This window comes from Burkholderia sp. Ap-955, assembly GCF_011753045.1.
GTDB classification, from domain to species: Bacteria; Pseudomonadota; Gammaproteobacteria; order Burkholderiales; family Burkholderiaceae; genus Burkholderia; species Burkholderia lata_D.
Genome location: NZ_VWWH01000021.1, coordinates 83,681 through 95,770 on the forward strand (window position 1 = coordinate 83,681; position 12,090 = coordinate 95,770).

The 12,090-nt window shown below is 66.1% G+C and carries 12 protein-coding genes; 4 read left to right on the top strand and 8 right to left on the bottom strand.

The annotated features are described in order from the left end of the window. Positions 1-178 precede the first annotated feature (178 nt). Together F3J15_RS14765 and F3J15_RS14770 are read right to left on the bottom strand one after the other, a co-directional pair. Entirely contained in the window at positions 179-820 is a 642-nt protein-coding gene (locus F3J15_RS14765; RefSeq protein ID WP_021162427.1) for a CoA transferase subunit B, read from the bottom strand. Between the two features lies 1 nt (position 821). Beyond that, positions 822-1,526: a CoA transferase subunit A gene (locus F3J15_RS14770; protein WP_069247801.1), complete on the bottom strand. Its 705-nt coding sequence runs from the start codon at positions 1,524-1,526 to the stop codon at positions 822-824. Positions 1,527-1,749: 223 nt separating this feature from the next. On the opposite strand from F3J15_RS14770, the gene F3J15_RS14775 reads away from it, so the two are divergent. Next, on the top strand, positions 1,750-2,295 hold the full coding sequence (locus tag F3J15_RS14775; RefSeq protein ID WP_069247800.1) for a LuxR C-terminal-related transcriptional regulator: 546 nt from the start codon (positions 1,750-1,752) through the stop codon (positions 2,293-2,295). 112 nt (positions 2,296-2,407) lie between these two features. On the opposite strand, the gene F3J15_RS14780 is transcribed toward F3J15_RS14775, so the two are convergent. Both F3J15_RS14780 and F3J15_RS14785 read right to left on the bottom strand, forming a co-directional pair. Next, a complete protein-coding gene (locus F3J15_RS14780; RefSeq protein ID WP_069247799.1) occupies positions 2,408-2,839 on the bottom strand; it encodes a thioesterase family protein in 432 nt (143 codons plus the stop codon). A 32-nt stretch (positions 2,840-2,871) separates the two neighbouring features. Further along, positions 2,872-3,654 carry an SDR family oxidoreductase gene (locus F3J15_RS14785; RefSeq protein ID WP_011351770.1) on the bottom strand — a complete coding sequence of 261 codons (783 nt, stop codon included), beginning with the start codon at positions 3,652-3,654 and terminating at the stop codon, positions 2,872-2,874. A gap of 178 nt (positions 3,655-3,832) precedes the next feature. On the opposite strand from F3J15_RS14785, the gene F3J15_RS14790 reads away from it, so the two are divergent. Next, positions 3,833-5,506 (top strand): electron transfer flavoprotein-ubiquinone oxidoreductase, encoded by a 1,674-nt coding sequence (locus tag F3J15_RS14790; RefSeq protein WP_166891951.1) that lies wholly within the window; start codon positions 3,833-3,835, stop codon positions 5,504-5,506. A 136-nt stretch (positions 5,507-5,642) separates the two neighbouring features. Here F3J15_RS14790 and aroC read toward each other — a convergent pair whose 3' ends face one another. The 3 genes from aroC to F3J15_RS14805 form a co-directional block, all read right to left on the bottom strand. Next, positions 5,643-6,743 (bottom strand): chorismate synthase, encoded by a 1,101-nt coding sequence (aroC, locus tag F3J15_RS14795; RefSeq protein WP_069247797.1) that lies wholly within the window; start codon positions 6,741-6,743, stop codon positions 5,643-5,645. Between the two features lie 264 nt (positions 6,744-7,007). After that, positions 7,008-8,942: an MFS transporter gene (locus F3J15_RS14800; RefSeq protein WP_166891954.1), complete on the bottom strand. Its 1,935-nt coding sequence runs from the start codon at positions 8,940-8,942 to the stop codon at positions 7,008-7,010. Positions 8,943-9,081: 139 nt separating this feature from the next. After that, entirely contained in the window at positions 9,082-9,537 is a 456-nt protein-coding gene (locus F3J15_RS14805) for a CBS domain-containing protein (protein ID WP_006755543.1), read from the bottom strand. Between the two features lie 157 nt (positions 9,538-9,694). Between F3J15_RS14805 and F3J15_RS14810 the strand changes: the two genes are divergently transcribed. After that, entirely contained in the window at positions 9,695-10,012 is a 318-nt protein-coding gene (locus F3J15_RS14810; protein ID WP_039347312.1) for an Mpo1-like protein, read from the top strand. Between the two features lie 18 nt (positions 10,013-10,030). Here F3J15_RS14810 and F3J15_RS14815 read toward each other — a convergent pair whose 3' ends face one another. After that, positions 10,031-11,362, bottom strand: a complete 1,332-nt coding sequence (locus F3J15_RS14815) for a YihY family inner membrane protein (protein WP_089483863.1) — start codon at positions 11,360-11,362, stop codon at positions 10,031-10,033. Between the two features lie 145 nt (positions 11,363-11,507). Here F3J15_RS14815 and wrbA point away from each other — a divergent pair. Further along, a partial coding sequence (wrbA, locus tag F3J15_RS14820) for an NAD(P)H:quinone oxidoreductase (protein WP_166891957.1) occupies positions 11,508-12,090 on the top strand: 583 nt, incomplete at its 3' end.

The window sequence follows — 12,090 nt, forward strand, 5'->3', positions numbered from 1 at the left end:
GGGCGACGCGCGGGGCAACGCTTGCGACGCCCGATGCAAACGATTGTAAACCGCTTCAGCCGCACGGGTCCGCTCGCCGGGCACCCGACAATCGGCCTGACGGAGGACACCATGACAAACGCCCCGCATGCCGTCGTCCGGCATGCGGGGCGTCGAAGCCGCGCCGACGCGCGGAACCTTATGCGACCGCGCTGACGTCGAGCGGCGCGCCCGTCTTCGCCTGGATCTCGTCGGCGCTCACGCCGTCGGCGAGTTCAAGAACCTTCAGGCCGGACGGCGTCACTTCGATCACACCGAGATCGGTGATGATCAGGTCGACTACGCCGACACCCGTCAGCGGCAGGTTGCATTCCTCGAGAATCTTGTGCTGGTCGCCCTTCGCGACATGCTCCATCAGCACGACCACGCGCTTCACGCCGGCGACGAGATCCATCGCGCCGCCCATCCCCTTGATCATCTTGCCGGGGATCATCCAGTTCGCGAGGTCGCCCTGCTTGCTGACCTGCATCGCGCCGAGGATCGCGAGGTTGATATGGCCGCCGCGAATCATCGCGAACGAATCGGCCGACGAGAAGATCGACGAACCCGGCAGCGTCGTGACGGTCTGCTTGCCGGCGTTGATGAGATCGGCGTCGACTTCGTCTTCGGTCGGCGACGGGCCGATGCCGAGCAGGCCGTTCTCCGACTGCAGCCACACCTCGACGCCTTCCGGCACGTGGTTCGCCACGAGCGTCGGCAAGCCGATGCCGAGGTTCACGTAGAAGCCGTCCTGCAGTTCCTTCGCCGCGCGCGCGGCCATCTGGTCACGATTCCAGGCCATGTCAGTCTCCTTTCGCGCGTACGACGCGTTGTTCGATGCGTTTTTCGGGCGTCGCGTTCAGCACGATGCGCTGCACGAAAATCCCCGGCGTATGGATGTGGTCCGGATCGAGCGCGCCGTTCTCGACGATCTCCTCGACCTCGGCGACGGTGATCTTGCCGGCCATCGCACACATCGGGTTGAAGTTGCGCGCGGTGCGGCGAAAGATCAGGTTGCCGGACTTGTCGGCCTTCCAGGCCTTCACGAGCGCGACATCGGCCGTCAGCGACGGCTCGAGCACGTAGTGGCGATCGCCGAACTGGCGCGTTTCCTTGCCTTCCGCGATCACGGTGCCGTAGCCCGTGTTCGTGAAGAACGCCGGGATGCCCGCACCGCCCGCACGCAGCTTCTCGGCGAGCGTGCCTTGCGGCGTGAATTCGAGCTCGAGTTCGCCGGCCAGGTACTGGCGCTCGAACTCCTTGTTCTCGCCGACGTATGACGAGATCATCTTCTTGATCTGGCGCGTTTCCAGCAGCAGGCCGAGGCCGAAACCGTCGACGCCCGCGTTGTTGCTGATGCAGGTGATGCCCTTGACGGCCGAATCGCGCAACGCCGCGATCAGTGCCTCGGGAATTCCGCACAGGCCGAAGCCGCCCACCGCGAAGGTCTGTCCGTCACGGACGATCCCTTCCAGCGCGGCAGCCGCGCTTGGATAGACTTTGTTCATCAGTTGTCCCTTCCTCTATGGAAACCAGCGAAACCGGTTCACGCGCCCACGTGGCCCGCAAGCCCGCCGCATCATTCTATGCATGCACGGCGATGCCTGCGTCGAGGCGCGCTGTTTTTATATCGCGGCGAACCGCCACGAGATGCCCGAAAGGGTACGATGCGGCGCGGATGCGGCACAATACGCAAAAATACATAAGCGTTTGCCTCCGCTTGCCTGCGCCATGCCCGCTCTCGATTACCAGACCGCCTTCCTCCTCGCGCCGCTCGGCCTCGTCCTGTCGCGCGACCGCGTGATCGAGGACTGCAACGACGCGCTCGCGTCGATCTTCCGCTGCGTGCGCGCCGACCTGATCGGGAAATCGTACGAGGTGCTCTACCCGTCGACGGACGAATTCCAGCGCATCGGCGAACGCATCGCGCGCGTGATGGCCGCGAACGGCATCTACTCGGATGACAGAATCATGAAACGGGCGGACGGCGAGCTGTTCTGGTGCCACGTCACCGGCCGCGCAATCGACCGCACCGCGCCCCTTGCGGCGGGCGTGTGGACCTTCGAGGATTTGAGCGCGACGCGCCGGGTCGCCGTCGAACTGACCCCGCGCGAGCGCGAGATCGCCGCGCAGCTCGCGACCGGCAAGACCAGCAAGCAGATCGGGCGCGTGCTCGATATCAGTTCGCGCACGGTCGACATCTATCGCGCACGACTGATGCGCAAGTACGGGACCAACAATACGCCGGAGCTGCTGCAGCGCCTGCTCGGGCAGTGAATGACGGCGCCCGGATGACAATCGGCCGCACATGGCGGCCGATTCGGTAAACAACGGATATGGCGTGCCGCCCCGGCGACCTTGTGCCGGCCCGGACTCGCCGACTCGACGCTCAGCCGACCTTGGCCGCGAGCGCGCGCTCGATCGTGTCGCGCAGCAACTGGGGCAGCGGCACCGACTTGCCGAGCGCGTAGTCGACCCACACGCAGCGCGCATTGCCGCGCGCATAGACATGCTGCGGATCGTCGGCGCGCGTCAGCTCGAAACCCGTGTCGAAGCTGCTCCGGCCGGGTTTCGCAGCCGACATCTTCGCGATCACGTCGCCCGGATAGTGCAGCTGCTTGAGAAATTCCATCGACGCCGTGACGATGACGGGCCCCTGCCCCTCGCCGTTGCCGCCGGCGATGCCGAGCTCCTCGAACCACGAGATCCGCGCCTGCTCCATGTAGCGGAAATAGACCGTGTTGTTCACATGGCCGAACGCGTCCATGTCGCCCCAGCGGATCGGCATCGACATCTCAAAAACGGGGGAATAATCGCTCATTGCAGTCTTCTTTGTTGCTGAATGTCATCCGCTCAGGCGAGGCCGAAGCCGTCGTCGGCGGAGATAATCGAGCCATTGATGAACTGCGACTCGTCGGCCGCGAGCAGCAACAACAGCCCGTCGAGATCCTGCGGCTTGCCGACGCGCCGGCGCGGCAGCATCGACTGCAGCTTCTGGCCCTGCTCGGTTTCCCACAGGTAATGATTGATTTCGGTATCGATATAGCCCGGACAGATCGCGTTGACGTTGATCCCGTGGCGCCCCCATTCGAGCGCCATCGCGCGCGTCATCTGCACGACCGCGGCCTTGCTCATCGCGTACAGCCCGATCTGCGGAAACACGCGCAGCCCGGCCACCGACGCGATGTTGATGATCCGGCACGGCGGCTTGCCGTTGCCGCTTCCGTTCGCGCGCATGATCATCCGCTTCGCGACTTCCTGGGCGACGAAAAATGCGCCGCGCGTGTTGGTGTCGAACACGAACTCGAAATCCGCCGGCGTCACGTCGACGAGCTTCTGCATCGTCGAGACGCCCGAATTGTTCACGAGAATGTCGATCGTACCGGCTTCCGTCTCCGCGTGCGCGACCGCCGCCTTGATGCTCTGGACGTCGGTGACGTCGAGCGACACGACGTGCGCGGCGCCGCCCGCCGCCTCGATCTCGGCACGCAACTCCTTCAGGCGCTCGACCCGACGGCTCGCGAGCACGACCTTCGCGCCGGCCTGCGACAGCACCTGCGCAAAGCGCTGCCCGAGGCCGCTCGACGCGCCCGTGACCAGCGCAACCTTGCCTTCCAGATTGATCGATCGACCCATTTGCACTTCCCCTTTCGATGTCGTTTCGCCGCCACGGGCAGCACGGCCCGAGCGGCATTACCCTAGCACGAAAATAGAACGATCGTGCTAATCTAGCCGCATGCTGTTGCGGCAAGCGTTTCGTTTCGCAGACAATACGCTCCCGAATAAAAGCATTCTAACGGTTAGAGGAACGCCAATGCCCCCCGCAAGCCTCATCGAGCAATACGGCCCGCGCGAATCGATGGAATACGACGTCGTGATCGTCGGCGGCGGCCCCGCCGGGCTGTCGGCGGCGATCCGGCTCAAGCAGCTGGCCGCCGAGAAAGGCACCGAAATCGGCGTGTGCGTGCTCGAGAAGGGCTCCGAGATCGGCGCGCACATCCTGTCGGGCGCGGTGATGGACCCGCGCGCGATCACCGAGCTGTTCCCCGACTGGAAGGAACGCGGCGCGCCGCTCGACGTCGAGGTGACGGAAGACCGCTTCCTGTTCCTGTCCGAGAAGAGCGCGGTCACGACGCCCAACTGGGCGCTGCCCGCCAACTTCCAGAACCACGGCAACTACGTGATTTCGCTGGGCAACGTCACGCGCTGGCTTGGCGCACAGGCCGAGGCGCTGGGCGTCGAGATCTTCCCCGGCTTCCCGGCCGCCGAGATCCTATACAACGACGACGGCTCGGTCAAAGGCGTCGCGACCGGCAACATGGGCGTGGGCAAGGACGGCGAGCCAACCGAGAACTTCCAGCTCGGCATGGAGCTGCACGCGAAATACACGCTGTTCGCCGAAGGCTGCCGCGGCCACCTCGGCCGCCAGCTGATCTCGAAGTTCAAGCTCGACGCGAACGCGGATCCGCAAGCCTACGGGATCGGCATCAAGGAACTGTGGGAAATCGACCCGGCCAAGCACAAGCCGGGCCTCGTGATCCACACGGCCGGCTGGCCGCTGAAGTCGGACACCTACGGCGGCTCGTTCCTGTATCACATGGACAACAACCAGGTCGTGGTCGGCTTCGTGGTCGGTCTCGGCTACACGAATCCGTACCTGTCGCCGTTCGAGGAATTCCAGCGCTACAAGACGCACCCGTCGATCCGCGCGTTCCTGGAAGGCGGCAAGCGCGTGTCATACGGCGCACGTGCAATCACGGCCGGCGGGCTGCTGTCGCTGCCGAAGACGGTGTTCCCGGGCGGTGCGCTGATCGGCGACGACGCGGGCTTCCTGAATGCTTCGCGGATCAAGGGCAGCCATGCGGCGATCAAGACCGGCATGCTGGCGGCCGACGCGGCATTCGACGCGGTGCAGGCCGGCCGCCAGTCGGACGAGCTCAACGCGTACCCGGACGCCTTCAAGCAGTCGTGGCTGTACACGGAGCTGTACCGCGCGCGCAACTTCAAGCAGTGGATGGCCAAGGGGCTGTACCTCGGCACGCTGATGGTCGGGCTCGAGCAGAAGGTGATGGGCGGCAACGTACCGTGGACGCTGCACCACAAGCATGCGGACCACGAGATGCTGAAGCCCGCATCGCAATGCCAGCCGATCGAGTATCCGAAGCCGGACGGCAAGCTGACGTTCGACCGGCTGTCGTCGGTGTTCATCTCGAACACGAACCACGAGGAGAACCAGCCGGCGCACCTGACGCTGAAGGATGCGAACGTGCCGGTGAACGTGAACCTGCGCACGTACGCGGGGCCGGAAGCGCGCTTCTGCCCGGCGGCCGTGTACGAATTCGTGAAGAACGACGACGGCAGCGACCGCCTGGTGATCAACGCGCAGAACTGCGTGCACTGCAAGACCTGCGACATCAAGGACCCGACGCAGAACATCGTGTGGGTCACGCCGGAAGGCGGCGGCGGGCCGAACTACCCGAACATGTAATTGCCGGAACGCGCCGCCACGAGCGGCGCGTTGTTTGGCTGCCGCAAACGAAACGGGGCGCTGCATCAAGCAGCGCCCCGTTTTGCATGCTCCGCGCAACGGCCGGGCGAGACGCGCAGCGCCCCACCCGCTTGCGTCAGGTCGCGCTGCCCGCGATCTTCGGCGTCGTCGTCTCGACGTCCCCGCACTGCGCGCGATGGCGCAGCGCATGATCGATCAGCACCAGCGCGAGCATCGACTCGGCGATCGGCGTCGCGCGAATGCCGACACACGGATCGTGACGGCCGAACGTTTCCACCGTCGCTTCCTCGCCGGCCTTCGTAATCGAACGACGCGGCGTGCGGATGCTCGACGTCGGCTTGATCGCGATCGACACCGTGATGTCCTGCCCGGTCGAAATCCCGCCGAGCACGCCGCCCGCATGGTTGCCGACGAAGCCGGCCGGCGTCAGCTCATCGCCATGCACCGAGCCGCGCTGCGCGACGCTGTCGAAGCCCGCGCCGATCTCGACGCCCTTCACCGCGTTGATGCTCATCATCGCCTTTGCGATGTCCGCATCGAGACGGTCGAACACCGGCTCGCCCCAGCCGACCGGCACGCCCGACGCGACGACATCGATGCGCGCACCGATCGAATCGCCATCCTTGCGCAGCGCATCCATGTACGCCTCGAGCTCCGGCACGACAGCCGCATTCGGCGAGAAGAACGGATTCTCGTGCACATGCGACCAGTCGACGAACGGCACGTCGATCTCGCCGAGGCCGCTCATGTAGCCGCGCACCTCGACGCCGAAGCGCTCGCGCAGCCACTTCTTCGCGACCGCCCCCGCGCCGACGATCGGCGCGGTCAGCCGTGCGGACGAGCGGCCGCCGCCACGGTAATCGCGGATGCCGTATTTCTGCCAGTAGGTGTAGTCGGCGTGGCCGGGGCGGAACGTCTCGACGATGTTGCCGTAGTCCTTGCTGCGCTGGTCGGTGTTGCGGATCAGCAGCGCGATCGGCGTACCGGTCGTCACGCCTTCGAACACGCCCGACAGGATCTCGACCTCGTCGGCCTCCTGCCGCTGCGTCACGTGGCGCGACGTGCCGGGCTTGCGGCGATCGAGTTCGACCTGGATGTCGGCTTCGGTCAGCCCCATTCCCGGCGGGCAGCCGTCGATCACGCAGCCGATCGCGGGACCGTGCGATTCGCCGAAGGTCGTGACAGTGAAAAGCGTGCCGAGGGTATTGCCGGACATGATGGAACCGCCCAAAGAGAAATGGACAAACCGATGCGCTGCCCAGGCCGCAGGCAGGTCGATCGTTTGCCGGTCGAGAAAAGAGGTAAGCCGCTATTATGCCAGCCGTCCCGGGCACGCGGGCCGTGTGAACCGTCCGGACCATACCGGCTTGCCACGGGAACGGCCCGGGGCGACGATTGCGGACCCGCGCCGTTCCGGTCGAATGGGCCCCGTTCACGGCGGCCATTACGGCCCGGGGCGACGCCGCCGGGCCCGCCCCGCCTACTTCCGCGCGCCGCGCAGTTCGGTGACTGCCGCCTGAAGCGCTTCGGGCGTCGCGACCGACGCCGGGATCGGCTCGCCGACCGCCAGCGTCAGCCGGCTCATTACGCCGCGCTTGATGGGCCGCGGCATCCGCGCATCGGAATGCCGCGAAAAATAGCTGCCCCACAGCCCGCGCAGCGCCATCGGGATCACCGGCGCCGGCGTGCGACCCAGGATCTCCGTGATGCCGTGGTGGAACGTGTTGATGTCGCCCGTCTTCGTCAGCTTGCCTTCCGGGAAGATGCACACGAGTTCGCCTTCCTTCAGCGCGGCCTCGCATGCGTCGTACGCACGCGCGAGCATCGCGGGATCCTCGTGGCGCGGCGCGATCGGGATCGCCTTCGCATGCCGGAACACCCAGCTCGCGAAGCGCGTCTTGAAGATCCGGTGGTCCATCACGAAACGGATCGGGCGCGGGCTCGCGGCGGCCAGCACCAGCGCATCGACATAACTGACGTGGTTGCACACGAGCACGGCCGCCCCTTCCGCCGGAATCCGCTCCGCGTGCACGAGGCGAATCCGGTAGAACGTATGCACGAGCACCCATGCGACGAAGCGCAGCAGGAACTCGGGCACGAGCAGATAGATATACGCGGCGACGATCACGTTCAGCAGCGCGGTGACGAGGAACAGCCCCGGGATATCGACGCCGGCCTTGGTCAGCCCCATCGCCATCACGGCCGACAGGATCATGAACAGCGCGTTCAGGATGTTGTTCGCGGCGATGATCCGCGCACGGTGCGTCGGTGCGCTGCGGCTCTGGATCAGCGCGTACAGCGGCACGCTGTAGAAGCCGCCGAACATCGCGAGCAGGAACAGGTCCGCCAGGATGCGCCAGTGGCGCGCACCGGCCAGGAACTCGCCGACCGACAGCAGATGGCCGGGCGACGGCAGTGCATGGCTCGCGAAATACAGCTCGATCGCGAACACGCTGATGCCGATCGAGCCGAGCGGCACGAGGCCAATCTCGACCCGCCGCTGCGACAGCCGTTCGCACAGCAGCGAGCCGAGGCCGATGCCGACCGAGAACGTCGCGAGCAGGATCGTGACGACGTCGGGGCTTGCGGACAGCACGTCCTTCGCGAAATTGAAGAACGACGTGAGGAACGTCGCGCCGACGAACCACAGCCACGAGATACCGAGCAGGCTCAGGAACACGGTTCGGTTCTGCCGGGCGAGCCCGAGGTTGCGCCAGGTCTCGCTGACCGGATTCCAGTTGATCACGAGATCGGGCTGCGGCGCCGGCGTGGACGGCACGCGCTGCGCCACGAACCGCCCCGCGAGCGCGATGACGACGACGCTCACCGCAAGCACGCGCTCGCCGTTGCCCTCGATGCCCGCGGCCGCGCCGCCGATGATCGTGCCGATCAGGATCGCGATGAACGTGCCCATCTCGACGAGGCCGTTGCCGCCGACCAGCTCGTGCTCGCCGAGATGCTGCGGCAGGTACGAATACTTGACGGGCCCGAACAGCGTCGAGTGCATCCCCATCATGAACGTGCACAGATACAGCAGCGGCGCGCTGTGCGTGACGAAGCCGGCCGCGCCGACCAGCATCAGCACGATCTCGAAGGTCTTCACGAAACGCGTGAGGGTCGCCTTGTCGTACTTGTCGGCGATCTGGCCGGACGTCGCCGAGAACAGCACGAACGGCAAGATGAAGATCGCGGAAATCAGGAAAGCCGCCGTCTTCGCATCGACGCCGGAGAACCGCGCGGTGTGATAGGTGACGAGCGACGTAAAGCCGATCTTGAAGACGTTGTCGTTCAGCGCGCCGAGGAACTGGGTCGTGAAGAACGGCGCGAAACGGCGCTCGCGCAGCAGGTCGAACTGCGACGCGTGCGCGTGCCGTTCGTCACGCCGCCTGGAAGTGGCTTGCGTTTGATCGCTCATGCGGAATACGCGCGCGCCGTCTGGGCAGCGCTGCGCGGGCCTCGTGTGGTCATTGAAAAAACGGCGGCGCAGGACAAACCTGCGCCGCCGCGTGCCGGGTGGCGGCGCCCGCGCATGACGGCGACGGGCGCGGCGGGGTTCACGACTTGTGCGCTTCGGCTTCCGATTCCGGCCAGTCGCGGATGTATGCCTTCAGCATCCGGTTCTCGAAGCTCTGCGCCTCGACGACCGTCTTCGCGACGTCGTAGAACGAAATGACACCCATCAGCACCTTCTTGTCGAGCACCGGCATGTAGCGCGCATGGCGCTCGAGCATCATCCGGCGCACTTCGTTGACGTCCGTTTCCGGCGTGCACGTGAGCGGCTCGTCCATCACCTTGCGCACCTGCACGTCGCCGATCGCGCCGCCGTTCACGTGCAGGCGCAGGATGATCTCGCGGAACGTCAGCATCCCGACGAGATCGCCGTACTCCATCACGACGAGCGAACCGATGTCGTGTTCGGCCATCGTATCGACCGCTTCGCGCAGCGGCTTATCGGGCGTCACCGTAAACAGCGTGTTGCCCTTCACTTTCAGAATATCGCTGACGCGCATCGTAGTCCCCTCATGCTTGAATGCAAAACCTCTTTCGATCGTATCGGAAAGCCTGTCAAAAGGAAAGCGCGGGCCCGCGTGGCGGCCCGCCCCCGCTTGCGGAAGCGGACTGCCGGCAGCACAATGGCCCCATGAACAGCGGCCGGAGGAGACGTCCATGGCGCATACGCATTCGGAGCAATTCGCCAGCTTCGCCGATTTCTACCCGTATTACCTGAATGAACACCAGAACCGGACGTCGCGGCGGCTGCACTTCATCGGCTCGCTCGGCGTGATCGGCTGTGTCGCGATGGCGATCGCGACCGGCGACTGGCTGTGGCTGCCTGCAGCCATCGTCTGCGGCTACGGGTTCGCGTGGGTCGGACACTTCTTCTTCGAGAAGAACCGCCCGGCCACGTTCCGGCACCCGATCTACAGCCTGATGGGCGACTGGGTGATGTTCAAGGATATCTGTACGGGCAAGATCCCGTTGTAACGCGGCCGAACGCCCTGCTCACGCGGGCCGCGGCGGACGTGCATGCGGATCGGACACGCCGCCTGGCGCCTGTCCCGGGACGCCCGCCGGCTGTGCGCCGGCCAGCCGGTGCGCGGCGATCAGCGTCGCGAGCGACACGTCGAAGCGGTCGCTCGACAACACCGCAAGCAGCGCCGCACCGTCGACGTGGCTGCGGCGCCGCTGCAGCTGGTAAGTGAGTTCCGTGCGGTCGATCACCAGCACGTCGAACAGCTGCGCAAGCGTCAGCTGCTCCGGATTCGCGAGCAGGATGTAGCGCGGCGTGGTTTCGCCGCCGCCGTCGAGCCGCGCAATCCACTCCCGCTCCTCCATCGTCGTCAGCAGGCGCTGGGCGGTTTCCATGTCGCAGCGCAGCATGGTCGCGAGCAGCATCGCCGTATAGCCTCGCTTGCCGGCCGTGCGCGCTTCGGCCAGCCGCGCGAGCATCTCCAGCGCGTCGAGCAGGTCGCTGCCCGGATAGTGGATGCGGTGAAACTGGCCGACGCGAATCGCCGGCAGCGCGGAAGCCACCATCGCGCCGAGCAGCGCGATGAACCAGCTCAGGTACACCCATAACAGGAACACGGGCAGCGCCGCGAACGCGCCATAAACGGCCGTATAGGTCGGAATGCGCCGAACGTAGTAGCCGAAGCCGCGCTTCGCGAGCTCGAACGCGACGGCCGCGAACAGTCCGCCGATCACCGCGTCGCGCCATGCAACCGTGCAGTTCGGCAGGTACACGTACAGCAGCGTGAACGCGAGCACCGTCAACGGCAACGATACGAGCGCGAGCAGCCACTCGACGATCGATGTGGACGGCGCGGCGCCGGTAAACGCCAGCGACTGCGTGAACAGGTACGACGAGATCGACAGGCTCACGCCGAACAGCAGCGGGCCGAGCGTGATCAGCGCCCAGTACGCGAGCACGCGCTGCGCGAACGGCCGCGGCTTGCGCACCCGCCAGATCAGGTTGAAGGCCGACTCGATCGTCATCATCGTCATCACCGACGTGACGACGAGCACGATCAGGCCGGCCGTCGTCAGCCCCTTCGCCTTCGACGCGAACTGGTTCAGGTACTTGAAGATCTGGACGTTGAACTGCGCGGGCATCAGGTGATCCGCGAGGAACCCCTGCAGCGAGATCTGGAACGACGCGAACATCGGGAACGCGGTGAACAGCGCGAACGCGACCGTCACGAGCGGCACGAGCGCCAGCATCGTCGTGAACGTCAGGCTGCCCGCCACTTGCGGGATGCGATCCTCGGCGCTACGCCGGGCCGCGAACTGCGCGAGGCGCTTGATGGTGTCGAGATCGACGCTCAACTTCGGCAAACGACTTCTCCTTCTTGATGCCGCGCGCCCGACGGCGCGCCGCCGCCGCGCTGCGCGACGGCTTCAGCCCCTATAATAGCCGCTCGATTCCAGCAGGGGCCGACTGCACCGGGCACGCGCGCGGCCGCACGCGGCTCCGTAGCCCATGAAAGACATCCTCGTCCTCTATTACAGCCGCCACGGCGCCACGCGCGATCTCGCGCTCGCGATCGCGAACGGCATCGACAGCGTGCCGGGCATGCAGGCCCGCATCCGCACCGTGCCGCCCGTGTCGGCCGTCTGCGAAGCCACCGCCCCCGACATCCCCGCCGACGGGCCGCCGTACGCGGAACTGCGGGATCTCGAGGAATGCGCGGGCCTCGCGCTCGGCTCGCCGACCCGGTTCGGCAACATGGCCGCCTCGCTCAAGTATTTCCTCGACGGCACCACACCGCAATGGCTGTCGGGCGCACTGACCGGCAAGCCGGCCAGCGTGTTCACGTCGACGGGCAGCCTGCACGGCGGCCAGGAATCGACATTGCTGTCGATGATGCTGCCGCTGCTCCATCACGGAATGATGATCGTCGGGATCCCGTACACGGAATCCGCGCTCACCACGACGCGCACCGGCGGCACGCCGTACGGCGCGTCGCACGTCGCGCAGCACGATCGCTCGGCAGCCGCCGGGCTGTCGGCGGACGAAAAGGCGCTCGCGGCCGCGCTCGGCGTGCGGCTCGCGCGCGCGGCCG